Source organism: Saccharothrix mutabilis subsp. mutabilis (genome assembly GCF_039521145.1).
Classification (GTDB): Bacteria; Actinomycetota; Actinomycetes; order Mycobacteriales; family Pseudonocardiaceae; genus Actinosynnema; species Actinosynnema mutabilis.
In genome coordinates this window covers 523,080-538,004 of the sequence record NZ_BAAABU010000002.1, presented here as the reverse complement: position 1 = coordinate 538,004, position 14,925 = coordinate 523,080, and the positions used below count along the sequence as shown (strand labels likewise).

The 14,925-nt window shown below is 71.9% G+C and carries 13 protein-coding genes; 8 read left to right on the top strand and 5 right to left on the bottom strand.

The genetic code is table 11. The annotated features are described in order from the left end of the window. Nucleotides 1-24 precede the first annotated feature (24 nt). Genes ABD126_RS06360 through ABD126_RS06350 form a run of 3 tightly spaced genes read left to right on the top strand, consistent with a single transcriptional unit; the run spans nt 25 to nt 2,750 of the window. Nucleotides 25-633 carry a trimeric intracellular cation channel family protein gene (locus ABD126_RS06360; protein WP_343932682.1) on the top strand — a complete coding sequence of 203 codons (609 nt, stop codon included), beginning with the start codon at nt 25-27 and terminating at the stop codon, nt 631-633. Between the two features lie 51 nt (nt 634-684). Further along, a complete protein-coding gene (locus ABD126_RS06355) occupies nt 685-1,374 on the top strand; it encodes a response regulator transcription factor (RefSeq protein WP_343932681.1) in 690 nt (229 codons plus the stop codon). After that, nucleotides 1,371-2,750, top strand: coding sequence for a HAMP domain-containing sensor histidine kinase (locus tag ABD126_RS06350; protein WP_343932680.1), 1,380 nt, complete (start codon nt 1,371-1,373; stop codon nt 2,748-2,750). The genes ABD126_RS06355 and ABD126_RS06350 overlap by 4 nt, the downstream gene beginning before the upstream one ends. Here ABD126_RS06350 and ABD126_RS06345 read toward each other — a convergent pair. Then, the gene (locus tag ABD126_RS06345) at nt 2,722-3,714 is read right to left on the bottom strand and encodes a helix-turn-helix transcriptional regulator (RefSeq protein ID WP_343932679.1); all 993 of its coding nucleotides are present in this window, start codon (nt 3,712-3,714) and stop codon (nt 2,722-2,724) included. The two genes, ABD126_RS06350 and ABD126_RS06345, sit on opposite strands and share 29 nt — an antisense overlap. Before the next feature lie 90 nt (nt 3,715-3,804). On the opposite strand from ABD126_RS06345, the gene ABD126_RS06340 reads away from it, so the two are divergent. Next, entirely contained in the window at nt 3,805-4,200 is a 396-nt protein-coding gene (locus ABD126_RS06340) for a RidA family protein (protein ID WP_343932961.1), read from the top strand. Nucleotides 4,201-4,264: 64 nt separating this feature from the next. On the opposite strand, the gene ABD126_RS06335 is transcribed toward ABD126_RS06340, so the two are convergent. From ABD126_RS06335 to ABD126_RS06320, 4 genes are read right to left on the bottom strand one after another with little or no spacing between them, the layout of a single operon-like run. Beyond that, complete coding sequence (locus ABD126_RS06335) at nt 4,265-5,590, bottom strand: glycoside hydrolase family 36 protein (protein ID WP_343932678.1); 1,326 nt, start codon at nt 5,588-5,590, stop codon at nt 4,265-4,267. Between the two features lie 2 nt (nt 5,591-5,592). Beyond that, on the bottom strand, nt 5,593-6,450 hold the full coding sequence (locus tag ABD126_RS06330) for a carbohydrate ABC transporter permease (protein ID WP_343932677.1): 858 nt from the start codon (nt 6,448-6,450) through the stop codon (nt 5,593-5,595). After that, on the bottom strand, nt 6,447-7,424 hold the full coding sequence (locus ABD126_RS06325) for a carbohydrate ABC transporter permease (protein WP_343932676.1): 978 nt from the start codon (nt 7,422-7,424) through the stop codon (nt 6,447-6,449). Before ABD126_RS06325 ends, ABD126_RS06330 begins: the two co-directional genes overlap by 4 nt. A gap of 5 nt (nt 7,425-7,429) precedes the next feature. Next, nucleotides 7,430-8,725, bottom strand: a complete 1,296-nt coding sequence (locus tag ABD126_RS06320) for an ABC transporter substrate-binding protein (protein ID WP_343932675.1) — start codon at nt 8,723-8,725, stop codon at nt 7,430-7,432. A 251-nt stretch (nt 8,726-8,976) separates the two neighbouring features. Between ABD126_RS06320 and ABD126_RS06315 the strand changes: the two genes are divergently transcribed. The 4 genes from ABD126_RS06315 to ABD126_RS06300 all read left to right on the top strand — a co-directional run bounded on the left by ABD126_RS06315 (nt 8,977) and on the right by ABD126_RS06300 (nt 14,521). Further along, a complete protein-coding gene (locus ABD126_RS06315) occupies nt 8,977-10,971 on the top strand; it encodes a beta-galactosidase (protein WP_343932674.1) in 1,995 nt (664 codons plus the stop codon). Nucleotide 10,972: 1 nt separating this feature from the next. After that, nucleotides 10,973-11,773 carry a DeoR/GlpR family DNA-binding transcription regulator gene (locus ABD126_RS06310; RefSeq protein WP_343932673.1) on the top strand — a complete coding sequence of 267 codons (801 nt, stop codon included), beginning with the start codon at nt 10,973-10,975 and terminating at the stop codon, nt 11,771-11,773. Further along, the gene (gene galT / locus ABD126_RS06305; protein ID WP_343932672.1) at nt 11,770-12,849 is read left to right on the top strand and encodes a galactose-1-phosphate uridylyltransferase; all 1,080 of its coding nucleotides are present in this window, start codon (nt 11,770-11,772) and stop codon (nt 12,847-12,849) included. The genes ABD126_RS06310 and galT overlap by 4 nt, the downstream gene beginning before the upstream one ends. Before the next feature lie 625 nt (nt 12,850-13,474). Continuing rightward, complete coding sequence (locus tag ABD126_RS06300; RefSeq protein ID WP_425542751.1) at nt 13,475-14,521, top strand: S1C family serine protease; 1,047 nt, start codon at nt 13,475-13,477, stop codon at nt 14,519-14,521. Nucleotides 14,522-14,925: the final 404 nt, after the last annotated feature.

Sequence of the window (14,925 nt, the reverse complement as noted above, 5' to 3'; positions counted from 1 at the left end):
GGGGGTGTCGCCTAGCCTCCACCGGTGCTGACCGCGCTGGAGCTGATCGGGATCGCCGCGTTCGCCGCCTCGGGCGCGCTGGCCGCGGTGCGGTCCCGGTTGGACGTGTTCGGGGTCATCGTGCTCGCCCTGACCACCGCGTTGGGCGGCGGGATCATCCGGGACGTGCTGCTGGACGTCACCCCGCCCACCGCCCTGGTGACGTGGCCGTACCTGGCGGTCGCGGGCGGCACGGGACTCGTCGTGTTCCTGTTTCACCCGACGGTGGCCAAACTTCGCCGGTCCGTGTTGGTGCTGGACGCCGTGGGCCTGGGCTTGTTCGTCACTTCGGGCACCTCGACGGCCCTCGCGTTGGGCGCTCCTCCCTACGCCGCGTGCCTGGTCGGGATGACCACGGGCATCGGCGGCGGAGCCTTGCGGGACGTGTTGCTGCGCGAGATCCCCCTGGTCCTGCGCCGCGAGATCTACGCCGTGGCCGCCCTGGCCGGCGCGGTGATCGTCGCGCTGGGTGACTACGCGGGCCTCCCGGCCGAGGCGGTGACGATCACCGGGTCGGTGGTCATCATGGGGTTGCGCATACTGGCACTTTGGCGTGGTTGGAATGCCCCGACCGCGCCGAAACTTGACGGTTAGCTCACATGCCCTTCTCAGGCCGCTCTCAGGACGAGAGGCAAAACTGATCCCATGCGCATCCTCGTTGTCGACGACGACCGGGCCGTGCGTGAGTCGCTCCGCCGCTCACTGCAGTTCAACGGCTACCAGGTGGACCTGGCCGGTGACGGTCAGCAGGCCCTGGAAGCGGTCGTCGCGCAGCGTCCCGATGCGATGGTCCTGGACGTCATGATGCCCAGGCTGGACGGGCTGGAGGTGTGCCGCCGGCTGCGCAGCACCGGTGACGACCTGCCGATCCTCGTGCTCACCGCGCGCGACGCCGTGTCCGACCGGGTGTCCGGCCTCGACGCCGGCGCCGACGACTACCTGCCCAAACCGTTCGCGCTCGAAGAGCTGCTCGCCCGGCTGCGGGCGCTGCTGCGCCGGGCCGCCGCCGACGCCGCCGAACCCGCGGGCGCCGTGCTGAAGTTCGGCGACCTCGAACTGGACCCCAACACGCGCGACGTGCGGCGCGGCGACCGGCCGATCAGCCTCACCCGCACCGAGTTCGCCCTGCTGGAGCTGTTCCTCGCGCACCCCAAGCAGGTGCTGACCCGGGGCCGCATCCTGGAGGACGTCTGGGGCTACGACTTCCCCACCTCCGGCAACGCGCTGGAGGTCTACGTCGGCTACCTGCGCCGCAAGACCGAGGCGGACGGCGAGCCCCGCCTCCTGCACACCGTGCGCGGCGTCGGGTACGTGCTGCGGGAGACCCCTCCGTGATCGGTACCGCCAACGGGCGGTTCCAGCGGGTGTCGCTGCGCGCCCGGGTGACCCTGCTGGCGGCGTTCTGCGTGGCGGGCGTGGTGGCCGTGGTGTCGCTGGGCGCGTACATGACCGTCAGCACCAACCTCGACGAGCAGCTCGACGACAACCTGCGCCAACGCGCCCGCGCCGCCGTCACCGCGCCCCGCGTCAACACCGACGTCACCGAGCTGCCCGGCGCGTTCCTCGCGGCGGGCGACGTGCGCATCGGCCTGCTCGGCGTGGACGGCCGCATGCTCTACCCGACCGGCACCATCGCGCCGCCGACCAGCTCCGGCGACCTGGACGTGGCCAGGGGCACCCGGCTGGAGAACATGTGGGACGACCACCGGACCGGGTTCCGGGTCATCTCCGTGCCCTACGAGGACGGCCGGGCGATGGTGATCGCCCAGTCGATGGCTCCGCTCAACCAGACCCTGGGCAAGCTGTCCGTGGTCCTGTTCGTGATCAGCGGCATCGGCGTGCTCGTGGCGGCGGCGGCCGGCACCGCCGTGGCCCGCACCGGCCTGCGCCCGGTGCAACGCCTGACCGAGGCCACCGAGCGCGTCGCGATGACCGGTGACCTGCGCCCGATCCCGGTGACCGGCGACGACGAGCTGGCCCGCCTCACCCAGCGGTTCAACGCGATGCTGGCCGCGGTGGCGGACTCGCAGGAACGCCAGCGCCGGCTCGTCGCCGACGCCGGTCACGAGCTGCGCACCCCGCTGACGTCCATGCGCACCAACCTGGAACTGCTGCTGGCCTCCGAACGCCCGGACGCCCCCACCCTCTCCGACGAGGACAAGACCGAGATCCACGCCGACGTCCGCGCCCAGCTCGACGAGCTGACCACGCTCATCGGCGACCTGGTCGAACTGGCCCGCGAGGACGCCCCGCAGGTGGTCCACGAGCCGGTGGACCTGGTGGAGGTCGTGGAACGCGCCCTGGACCGGGCCCGCCGCCGCGCCGCCTCGGACGTCCACTTCGACGTGCGTCTCCAGCCGTGGACGCTCCTGGGCGACTCCAGCGCGCTGGAGCGGGCCGTGCTCAACCTCCTGGACAACGCGGTGAAGTTCAGCCCGTCCGGCGGGGTCGTGCGCCTGGAGCTGCGGCAGGTGGGCGACGGCAGCGTGGCGCTGGAGGTGGCCGACTCGGGTCCGGGCATCGCGGACGCCGACCTGCCGCACGTCTTCGAGCGCTTCTACCGCTCGTCGGAGGCCCGCACCCTGCCCGGGTCCGGCCTGGGCCTGGCGATCGTGAAGCAGGCGGCGGAACGGCACGGCGGCGCGGCCTACGCGGGCCGGGCCCCCGAGGGCGGCGCGCTGTTCACCCTGAGGCTGCCGGGTCGCCCGTGACGGCGTAGCGGGCGACGATCGCGGCGGCGCGGTCGTGCAGGTAGGTGCGCAACCACCGCGGTTCGAGGGCTTCGGCCTGCACGGCGAGCTGCCACAGCGCCCACTGGGCGTGCCGCCGGTCCTGGAAGGTGACCTCCATCCGCAGCTGGCCGTCCGCCTCGACGTGTTCGGAGAGCACGGCCAGCGCGGTGCCCACGAGGTCCTCGCGCCGGGCCGGGTCGAGCCGCACCAGCACGGCGACCTGGTCGCCACCGGTCCGGAACCGCGTGCTGCGCTCGCGCCACGCCCGGTCGAGGTCCACCCGCTCGGGCCGCCGCGCCGGTTCGGGCAGCTCCTCGGCGGCCGACACCCGGGACAGCCGGTAGGTGCGGTCCGCGCCGTCCCGCGTGGCCAGCAGGTAGCCCTGGTCCCGCACGGTGACCAGCCCGATCGGGTCCACCGTGCGCCACCGCGGCGCGCCGCCCGCCGCCGCGTACCGGATGCGCAGCCGGTTCCCGGCCAGCACCGCCCGCCGGATCCGCGCCACCACCGCGTCCGGCACCTCGTCGGCGACCACCCGGCGGGACAGCAGGTCGGTCTCCGGGTCGACCAGCAGCCGCTCGGCCACGCCGGCGGCGGTGTCCCGGTGGCTCTCGGGCAGCGCGTCGACCACCTTGAGCACGGCCGACGCGAGCGCGGAGCCGAGCCCGAACACCTGCGCGCCCCGGCGGGACCCGGCGACCAGCAGGGCGAGCGCCTCGTCGTGGTTGAGCCCGGTGAGCCGCGTCTGGAACCCCGGCAGCAACGCGAAACCGCCGTTGCGCCCGCGCTCGGCGTACACGGGGACGCCCGCGGCGGACAGCGCCTCGATGTCGCGCAGCACGGTCCGGGTGGACACCTCCAGCTCCCGGGCCAGCGTCGTCGCGGACAGCCGGCCGCGCTGGCGCAGCAGCAGCACCAGCGACACCAACCGGTCCGCACGCACGGGAAAACCCTAACCAATACACGACACAGGGTGTCGTGATTCGTTGCGAGGCTTGGCGCAGTCGATGAACCGAATGGAGTTTTCGTGGCTGTGCAGCGAACGGCGGTCAACCCGTGGAACTGGTCGGTGGAGATGGGGTTCAACCAGGGCGAGGTCGTCACCGGCCAGACGCGCACCCTGTACTGCTCCGGGCAGACCGCGATGAACGCCGAGGGGAAGCCCGAGCACGTGGGTGACATGGGGGCGCAGCTCGCGCTGAGCCTGGACAACCTGGAGGCGGTGCTCGCCGAGGCGGGCATGTCCCTGGCGAACCTGGTCCGGCTCAACGTCTACACCACCGACGTTGACCTGCTCTTCCAGCACTACGGCGTGCTGGCGGCCCGGTTGGGCGCGGCGCGGGTGGCCCCGACCACCACGATGCTCGGCGTGACGCGCCTGGCGGTCCCCGACCTGGTGGTCGAACTGGAGGGGACCGCCGTCGCGTGACGGGCCCGGGGAGCGGGTCCGCACCCGCTCCCCGCCGGCTCGCCTCGAACCGCTCGCCCCCCGGCTAGCTCTCCACGAACCGCTCGGGCACCGGCTCGCTCAACACCCGCCGGGTCGTGTCGAGCCCCCAGGCGTCGAGGCGGTCCAACCCGTCCGACGACCCGCGCAGCCCGCCGTAGGCCGAGACGTGCCCGGCCCACTCCTCCCGCCGCTCGACCTCGGGCCGCGCGATCAGGCAGTCCGGGTCGTTGACCCAGAACCGGCCGTGCTGGAACGCCCGCGACACCCCGTTGAGCACCGCGCCGCGCTGGGAGGGCTGGGCGACGTCGCCGTTGCCCGGCTCGTACTCGGGCGAGATGTCCGGGCTGACCCGCATCGCGTCGACCAACCCGATCGACGGCAACTGCGGCGCGCCGCACCCGAGCAGGTACGCGTCCCCGATGAACGACCGGATCAGCTCCACCCCGCGCCGGTAGGCCTCGATCGGCGACACGTCCTCGTACCGGCGACCCGGCAGCGCGGCGGCGTACACGAAGTCGATCTTGTGGAACGAGATGCCCCACGACCGGAACGCCGTGAACACCTCCCGCAGGTGCTCGACCGCCCCGGGGTGCGTGGTGTCCAGCGCGTACAACGGCTGGTTCCAGTTCCGCCCGGCCGACACGAACGACCCGTCACCGGCCCGCACCAGCCACTCCGGGTGCTCGGCGAAGACCCGCGACCGCCGCCCGACCAGGAACGGCGCGGTCCAGACCCCGGCGCGCCGACCGGTCCCGGTGATCCGCTCGAAGACCCCGCGCACACTGGCGAACCGCCCGGACGGCGCCAGCCAGTCGCCGATCTCCGCCTGGTACCCGTCGTCCACCTGCACCACGTCCACCGGCAGGTCCAGCGCGTCCAGCAGCGCCAGGTTCCGGTCCACGTCGGACTCCGTCACCTCGGTGAAGTACTGGTACCACGAGCACCAGATCGTCGGCGCGGGCCGCGGAGCGCCCAACCCCAACGCCTTCACCACGTCGTCGGCCCACCGCGCGAACGCCCGCGGCACCGACGCGGCCTCCACCCGCACCTCCACCGGCCCGTCCGCGTACACGACCACGCGCTGGTCCACGTAGGTGGCCTTGATCGACGGCACCGCCTCGGTGGGCGACGCTGCGGCCACCACGGTCACCGGGGCGCCGTCGCCCGGGTCCACCGCCAGCAGCCCCTCGCCCCAGAACCCGGCCGGGAACGACTCGGCCCGGTAGTTGCCGATGCGGTGCTCCGGCGCGACCCAGCGGTGCGGCGCCTGCGCCAGGGAGTAGCCGGTGGACGGTGACCACGACTGCCACCCCTGCTCGTGCACCCGCGCGCACCGGGGGTCCACCGGGATCTCGGCGACGATCCTCATGCCTACCCCTTCGTCGATCCGAGCGTGAGACCACCGATGAACTGCCGTTGCAGCACGAAGAACACCACCAGCGTCGGCAGGGCGACCAGCAGCGATCCGGCCGCGACCAGGTTGTTGTCGGTGAAGAACGTGCCCTTCAGGTTCTGCAACGCCGACGTGATGGGCATCTTGTCGCCGGTCTGGATCAGCACCAGCGCCCACAGGAAGTCGTTGTAGATCCAGGTGAACTCCAGCGTCGCCAACGCGGCCAGCGCGGGCCGGCACAGCGGCAGGACGACCTGCCAGTACTGCCGGAACACCCCGGCCCCGTCCACGCGGGCCGCCTCGCCCAGCTCGTGCGGGATCGTCTTCATGTAGTTGCTCAGCACGAACACGCAGAACCCGGACTGGAACGCCACGTGGATCAGCACGAGCCCGAGCTGCGAGTCCAGCAGCAGCCCGGACTCCGAGAGCCACTCCGGCACCTCGATCAGCAGGTACAGCCGGTACAGCGGGGTCACGACCACCTGTTGCGGCAACAGGTTGCCCGCCGTGAACAGCATCAGCAGCGCGATGTTGAACCTGAAGCTGAACCGCGAGACCCCGTACGCCACCATCGAGCTGAGCAGCAGCACGAACACCAGCGCGGGCACGGTGATCAGCAGCGTGTTGAGGTAGTAGTGCGGCAGGTCGGCCTGGGTCCAGGCGTTGCCGAAGTTGTCCAGGGTCAGGCTTTCCGCCCACGAGAAGTACCCGTTGCGGCTGGTGTCGTCGTAGGTGCGCAGCGACGCGTACAGCGCCCACAGCAGCGGGGCGAGCGTCACCAGGCATGTCAGCGCGAGGAAGACGTGCAGGACCACTCGGCCGGGTCGGATCGTCACGCCCGCTCCTCCTTCCGGAACACCTGGAACAGGTAGGTGACGATGAACCCGAGCGAGATCAGCAGCAGGATCACCGCGAGCGCGGACCCCCACCCGATCCGGCTGGACTCGCCGATGATGTTGTCGGTCACCAGCACGGACAGCAGTTCCAGCCCGTTGCGGCCCTTGTTGACCACGTAGACGATGTCGAACGCGCGCAGCGCCTCGATCACCGTCACCACCAGCACCACGATGTTCACCGGCTTGAGCACCGGGAACGTGACGCGGGTGAAGGTCTGGAACGCGTTCGCGCCGTCCAGCGCGGCGGCCTCCTTCAACGCCGGGTCCACCGACTTCAGCCCGGCCAGGTACAGCAGCATGATGTACCCGGTGTGCCGCCAGGCCGCGGCCACCAGCACCGCGTACAGGTTGATGTCCGGGTCGCCCAGCCAGTTGGTCGGGTTGTCGTCGGCGGTGCCGAGCAGGTTGTTCAGCAGCCCCTGCTCGGGCTGGTAGATGAGCTGCCAGATGAACCCGACCAGCGCCAGCGACAACACCATCGGCAGGTACAGCGCGCTCTGGTAGAGCCGTCCGAAGCGGAGTTCGCGGTCCAGCAGCACGGCGAGGAACAGCCCCGCGACGGTCGGCAGCACGAGCAGGAACGCCAACCAGATGAGGTTGTGCCGCAACGCGGGCCAGAACCGCGGGTACCGGGTGAAGATGTCGACGTAGTTCTGGAACCCGATCCACTGGATGTCCTCGAACCCGCCGATGCCGTCCCACGAGCTGAACGACAGCGCGACCGACCCGAGCGCCGGCACCCACACGAACAGGACGTGCACCAGCGAGGGGAGGCCGAGCATGAGCCCGAGGACGAGCTTGTCCCCGGGCGGCAGCGCGGTCGCGCGCCTGGTCCGGCGGTGCGGCGGGGGAGAGGTCGCCGCCGCGCCGCCGGGGTCTGTGTGGTCGGGAGCCTGGTCCTGCACCGCGGTCACGCCGGTCACCCCGTGAAGATCGTCTTCGCCTGGTCGGCCATGCCCTTGAGGATCGAGTCGATCTCGTTCGGGTTCTGGATGAACGAGTTCAGCCCGTTGGTGGCCGCGTCGCTGGCGAAGCGCGGGTCGGTGTCGCGGTCGAGGAACTGCGTGATGTGCTTGGCTTCCCTGATGACCTGCGCGGCCTTCTTCTGCAGCGCGTTGTAGCCGGCCGTGTCGGCGTTGCTCGACGTGGCGATCGAGGTCGGGTCGGACTTGAGGTAGGCCAGCTGCGCGGCGGGCGAGGCCAGGTACTCCAGCAGCTTCTTCGCGCCGGCCTCGTTGGCGGGCTTGCGGGCCATCATGTACCCGTCGATGGGCGCCTCGACGGTGTCCTGGCCGTGGGCGGGGTTGATCTCGGGGAACGGGAAGAAGTCGAGGTCGTCGAGGTCGGGGCCCTTGAACTGCTGGGCGACGAACGACCCGAGCAGGAACATGCCCGCCTTGCCCTGCCCGAGCGCCTGGGCGGCCTCCTGCCACTCGCGGCCCAGGGCGTTCTCCTGGTGGAACGGCAGCAGCCGCTTCCAGGTGTCGAACACCTCCTTGACCTTCGGGCTCTGCCAGTCCTCCTTGCCCGCCATGAGGTCGACGTGGAACTGGTAGCCGTTGACGCGGAAGTTGAGCTGGTCGAACGTGCCCATGCCGGGCCAGCCCTGCTTCTGCGCGAACGCGATGGGCACCAGTCCCTCGGCCTTCATCTTCGTGGCCAGCGCGACCATCTGGTCCAGCGTCCTGGGCACTTCGTACCCGCGCTGCTGCCAGACGCTCTTGCGGTAGAAGATGCCCCACGGGTACTGGGTGAACGGGATCAGGTACTGCTTGCCGTCCGACCCGGTGGAGGCCTCCTTCAGCGCGCCGGCGTAGCCGCCGCCCACCTTGCCCCACACGTCGGACAGGTCGCCGGTGAGGCCCTTGCCCGCGAAGAACCGCATCCGGTAGCCGGCGAACCAGGCGAGCACGTCGTCCGGGCGGCCCTGGAGGTAGTTGTTGATCTGCTCCTGGTACTGCTCGTGCTGCTTGGTGTTGATGGCGACCTTGAGGCCGGACTCCTTCTCGAAGCCCTGGAGCGCGGCGGTGATGGCGTCCTTCGGGACCTGGTCGGAGAGGTTGTTGCCGAACGACACGGTGTCGGTCGCGCCGCCGCTGTCGGAGCCGCCGCACGCGGCCAGGCCGGGGACGGCCGCGAGGCCCGCGCCCGCGACGAGCGCCTTCAGCAGGGCCCGGCGGCCCATGAGCGGGTGGGGGGTCTCGAACCTTGCCATCTTCGCTCCTTCGGGTGACACACGGCTGCACGACCGAACACACGATTCAACAAAGTTGCGCACAATGTGGTCCGCAGCACACCGCCTGTCAAGCCTCGTTACAGAGCCGTTAACCCGCCTGTGCTGCGGATAGTGACGCTGAGCAGGGGGAACCGCCCAACCCGGTGATCGTCTACCGCCAAACAGACCTAAACGATCGCTTCTGTTCGCTTGTGTTGACGTTGTCGTGGTTCGTCGGTCAGGCTTGCCGCATGACCGATTGGCCGGTGGGCATGCCGGGGCTCGCGTGGGGCGCTGACTACAACCCGGAGCAGTGGCCCGAAGAGGTGTGGGCCGAGGACGTGCGCCTCATGCGCGAGGCGGGCGTGAACCTGGTCAGCGTCGGCATCTTCTCCTGGGCGCTGCTGGAGCCCGAGGACGGCCGCTACGAGTTCGCCTGGCTGGACCGGGTGCTGGACCTGCTGCACGACGGCGGCGTCCGGGTGGACCTGGCGACCGCCACCGCGTCCCCGCCGCCGTGGCTGACCACCGCGCACCCGGAGATGCTGCCCGAACGCGCCGACGGCGTCCGGCTCGCGCACGGCTCGCGCCAGGAGTACTGCCCCAGCTCACCGGTCTACCGGCGCAAGGCCGTGGCGCTGGCCCGCGCCCTGGCCGAGCGGTACCGCGACCACCCGGCGCTCGCGGCGTGGCACGTCGGCAACGAGTACGGCTGCCACGTGTCCCGCTGCTACTGCGACCGCTGCGCGACCGCGTTCCGCGAGTGGCTCAAGGCCAGGCACGGGACCCTGGACGCGCTCAACGAGGCGTGGGCGACGGCGTTCTGGAGCCAGCACCACACCGACTGGGACCAGGTCCTGCCCCCGCGCGCCACGCCGACCTACGGCAACCCCGGCCACCTGCTGGACTTCGACCGGTTCTCCTCCGACGCCCTGCTGGAGCTGTTCAAGGCCGAGCGGGACGTGCTGCGCGAGGTGACCCCGGGCGTGCCCGTCACCACGAACTTCATGGTCGGCTGGACGTTCTCCGCGCTGGACTACTGGGCGTGGGCGCGCGAGGTCGACTTCGTCTCCAACGACCACTACACCGCCGCCGAGGACGCCGAGCGGCACGTCGAGCTGGCGTTCGCCGCCGACCTGACCCGCGGGCTCGCGGCCGGGCGGCCATGGCTGCTGATGGAGCACTCGACGTCCGCGGTGAACTGGCAGCCGCGCAACATCGCCAAGCAGCCCGGTGAGCTGCGCCGCAACTCCTTCGCCCACCTGGCCCGCGGCGCGGACGGCACGCTGTTCTTCCAGTGGCGGCAGTCCCGCGCCGGCGCGGAGCGCTACCACTCGGCGATGGTCCCGCACGCCGGCGCCGAGACCAAGGTGTTCCGCGAGGTGTGCCGGGTCGGCTCGGAGTACCGGGAGATCCGCGAGCTGATCGGGTCCACTGTGGACGCCAAGGTGGCGTTCGTCCACGACTGGCAGTCGCGGTGGGCCGTGGAGCAGCCGGCGCACCCGAACTCGGACTTCTCCTACCAGGAGAACGCCTTCGCGCTGTACCGGGCGTTCTGGCGGGCCGGTGTGACGGTGGACTTCCTGCCGCCTGACGGCGACTTCTCCGGGTACCCCCTGGTCGTGGTGCCCGCGCTGTACGCCCTGGACTCCGCCGAGCCGTTCGAGCGCTACGTCGAGAACGGCGGCCGGCTGCTGGTCACCTACCTGTCCGGCATCACCGACACCCGGGGCCACGTCCACCTGGGCGGTTACCCGGGCGCGTTCCGGGAACTGCTGGGCGTGCGCACCGAGGAGTTCTTCCCGCTGGGCCGGGGCGAGACCGCGACCCTGGACGACGGCGGCCCGGTGGCGCTGTGGACCGAGCTGCTGCACCTGGACGGGGCCAAGGCGGTCGCCTCCTACGCGGACGGGCCGCTGCCCGGCGTGCCCGCCGTGACCCGCAACGAGCGCGGCGACGGCGCGGCCTGGTACCTGGCCTGCGGGCTGTCCGGGGAGGGCCTGGCCAAGCTGGTGGACGCCGTGCTGTTCGACGCCGGCGTGCCGCGCGGTCACGAGGGCGTCGAGGTGGTGCGTCGCCGGGGTGCGGTGGCCGGATCGCCCGTATCGTGGCTGGTCGCGATCAACCACGGGGGCGGCGACGTCGAGCTGCCCGCGGCGGGGGTGGAGCTGCTGTCCGGCACGCGCGTGACCGGCTCGCTCACCGTGCCCGCCGGAGGAGTGGTTGTCCTCAGGGAAGAGGTGTGACGTGCTGGCGCGGCAACGACAAGCGGTGATCCTGGAAGAGGTCAAGCGGACCGGCGCGGTGCGGGTGAGCGACCTCGTGGTGCGGCTGGGCGTCTCGGACATGACGGTCCGCCGCGACCTGGACGTGCTGGCCGCCCGCGGACTGGTGGAGAAGGTCTACGGCGGCGCGACGTCCGTGGTCGGGCGCAGCACCGACGAGCCCGGGTTCGAGGCCAAGTCGGTGCGGCAGCTGCCGGAGAAGGAGGCGATCGCCGCCGAGGCCGCGACCCTGGTCCGCCCCGGCACCGCGATCGGCCTGTCCGCGGGCACCACCACGTGGACGCTGGCCCGGTTCCTGGACGACATCCCGGACCTGACCGTGGTCACCAACTCCATCCGGGTCGCCGACGTGCTCCAGCAGAGCGGGCGCACGGACCGCACGGTCGTGCTGACCGGCGGCGTGCGGACCCCGTCGGACGCGCTGGTCGGCCCGGTCGCCGTGCAGGCGCTGCGGTCCCTGCACCTGGACGTGGTGTTCCTCGGCGTGCACGGCATGGCCGAGCGGTCCGGGTTCACCACCCCGAACCTCAACGAGAGCGAGACCGACCGCGCCCTGGTGGACGCGGCCGGCCGGGTCGTGGTGGTGGCCGACCACACCAAGTGGGGCACGGTCGGCATCTCCACCATCGCCGCGCTGGACGAGGCGGACGTGCTGGTGACCGACGAGGGACTGCCCGAGGCCGCGCGGGGCGTGCTCGGCGAGCAGGTGGGTGAGCTGGTCCTGGCGCACGTGCCGGGACGGGGAGAGGAAGAGTTCGCGTGAAGCGCACGGCGGGGAAACTTGCCGATGGTCGGGAGATCATCTACTTCGACGACAGCCCGGACGCGCCGCCGCGCGTGGCGGTGGACACCCGGGACCTCCCGCGGACGCGACCGCTGTCCGAGGTGCGTCGCGATCCCCTGACCGGCGAGTGGGTGGCGATGGCCGCCCACCGCCAGACCCGGACCTACAAGCCACCCGCCGACCTGTGCCCGCTGTGCCCCTCGACGCCGGACATGCCGACCGAGGTCCCCGAGGCCGACTACGACGTGGTCGTGTTCGAGAACCGGTTCCCGTCCTTCGCGCCGGACGTGCCCGAACTTCCGTCCACTGTGGACGGTATGCCGATGGTGGCGCGGGCCGCCGGGCGCGGCCGGTGCGAGGTGGTGTGCTTCACCTCCGACCACACGACGTCGTTCGGCTCGCTGCCGGTGTCGCGGGTGCGCACCGTGGTGGACGCGTGGGCCGACCGCACGACCGCGTTGAACGCGGTGCCCGGCGTCGAGCAGGTCTTCCCGTTCGAGAACCGGGGCGAGGAGATCGGCGTCACCCTGCACCACCCGCACGGCCAGATCTACGGCTACCCGTTCGTGACGCCCAGGACCGAGCGCATGCTGGCCGTCGCCGCCGACCACCTGTCTGCGCACGGCACCCACCTGATGGGTGACGTGCTGGCCGCCGAACGCGCCGCCGGCGCCCGGGTCGTGGGGTCGTCGGAACACTGGACGGCCTACGTGCCCGCCGCCGCCCGCTGGCCGGTCGAGGTGCACGTCGTGCCCCACCGCCAGGTCCCCGACCTGCCGGCGCTGACCGCCGCGGAACGCGACGACTTCGCGCACCTCTACCTGTCGGTGCTGCACCGGCTGGACGCCCTCTACCAGCGGCCCCTGCCCTACATCGCGGCGTGGCACCAGGCCCCGGCGCGCGTCGGGCGCGACCTGGCGTGGCTGCACCTGGAGGTCTTCTCCGTGCTGCGCACCGCCGACAAGCTGAAGTACCTGGCCGGCAGCGAGTCCGGCATGGGCGTCTGGGTGAACGACGCGACGCCGGAGCAGATCGCCGAGCGCCTGCGCGGGTGAAGTTCTCCCCCGAGGACTCATAAGTGATGCCCAGGTCTGTTTAAGGCTCCTCTCAGGCGCACACCCCAGAGTGGTGGGCATGACCGAGAACGAGCCGCAGCAGCCGCGGAGCCCGTGGGCTTCCAGCGGCCCCGGTCGTGAAGACGCCGGTGACCGGCAGCAGGGTGCCGGGACGCCGGAGGACGGCGGCCCCGGAGCTGTGCAGGGCAGCTCCGTGCCGTCGAGCGAGACCGGTGCGGGCGGTGCTGTGCAGGGCAGCACCGCCGCGCCGGACCACGGCGGTGCGGGCGCTGTGCAGGGCAGCGCCACGCCGCCGGACACCGGTGCCGCGGGTGCCCCTTTCGTGGGCACCTCGCCATCGGACGCCGGAACGCCGAGCGCCTCTTACGAGCGCGCCGCGTCCCCGGTGCCAGGGTTCCCGGTCATCGGGGGCCCGCTCGGCTCGCCGGGTGCTGTGCAGGGCAGCGCCGGGCAGCCATCCACCGGCTGGGGGAGTGCCCAGCCGGGAGCACCCGGCCAGCCAGGCGTTCAGCAGGGGACGCCTGGCCGGCCGGGGCCCTACTACGCAGCGCCCGGAGCCGTCGTCACCCAGGCGCCACCACCGCCGAACCGGGGCCGCGGGAAGGTGGTCGCCGGTGTCACCGCGCTGGTCCTCGCCGTCGGGGGCGTGGCGGGCGGGGTCGGCGGCTACATCGGGTACCAGGCGGCGGACAGCTCCGGTCCGGTGACCAACGCGCTGAACGCCCCGCCGCCCGCGCAGCAGACCGGCGGCGCACCCGCCGGTTCGATCGAGCAGGTGGCGCAGAAGGTGCTGCCGACGGTCGTGCAGGTGCAGGTCAGCGGCGGTGCCGGTTCGGGGATCGTGGTCAGCTCGGACGGCTTGGTGCTGACCAACAACCACGTGGTCGAGTCGGCCGCCGCCGGTGGGGCGATCCGGGTCCAGTTCCAGGACGGCAAGCGGGCAGCGGCCAAGATCGTCGGCCGTGACCCGACGTCCGACCTGGCGGTGGTGAAGGCGGACGGCGTGTCCGGCCTCCCGACCGCCGAACTGGGCAGCTCGGGCGACCTGCGCATCGGCCAGGACGTGGTCGCGGTCGGTTCGCCGTTCGACCTGAACGGCACGGTGACGTCGGGCATCGTCAGCTCCCTGAACCGCCCGGTGCGGGCGGGTGGGGAAGACGGCAGCCAGGCGACGGTGCTGAACGCCATCCAGACGGACGCGGCCATCAACCCGGGCAACTCCGGCGGCCCGCTGGTCGACATGCAGGGTCGGGTCGTGGGCGTGAACTCCGCGATCTACTCACCCAACCGGCAGGGTTCGCAGGCGGGTTCGGTGGGCATCGGCTTCGCCATCCCGATCGACCAGGCCAAGCGGACGGCCAAGGAGCTGAGCGAGACCGGCAAGGCCACCCAGACGGTGCTGGGCGTGCAGGTGACCGACAACCAGGAGGGCGGCGCCCTGGTCCGCGAGGTCACGGCGGGCGGCGCGGCCGAGCAGGCGGGCCTGAAGCCGGGCGACGTGATCACCCGCCTGGGAGACCGCCCCATCGACTCGTCGGACGCCCTGGTGGCAGCGGTCCGCTCCCGCGCTCCGGGCGAGAAGGTGCAGCTCACGGTGGGCAGCCGAACCGTCGAGGTGACGTTGGGCAGCCAACCGGTGGAAACCAGGTAACGCCTGGTCCGAGGACTCCGGCTCACGTGCCCCGAGCCGGACGAAGGCCGCATACCGGCAGGTTCCCCTCACCTGCCGGGATGCGCTCTTTCAGCTTGGGTGGGAATCACCCGATCGGGGACATACAGGATCCGAGCCGTTTTGCGCTGTCGCGCGTCCCGTGAACAAGGAGCGCGGGACAACGGCAGGCTTCAGGCTCGGGCGGACCCCGTGCGGCGGCGGGCTGGGGGCGGTGGCCGGGCTGGGTGCGGTGGCCGGGCTGGGTGCGGTGGCCGGGCTGGGTGCGGTGGCCGGGCTGGGTGCGGTGGCCGGGCTGGGTGCTGTGGCCGGGCTGGGTGCCGTGGCCGGGCTGAGTGCGGGAGCCGGGTTGGGTGCGGCGGGTGCGGCGGCCGGCTGTGCACCGG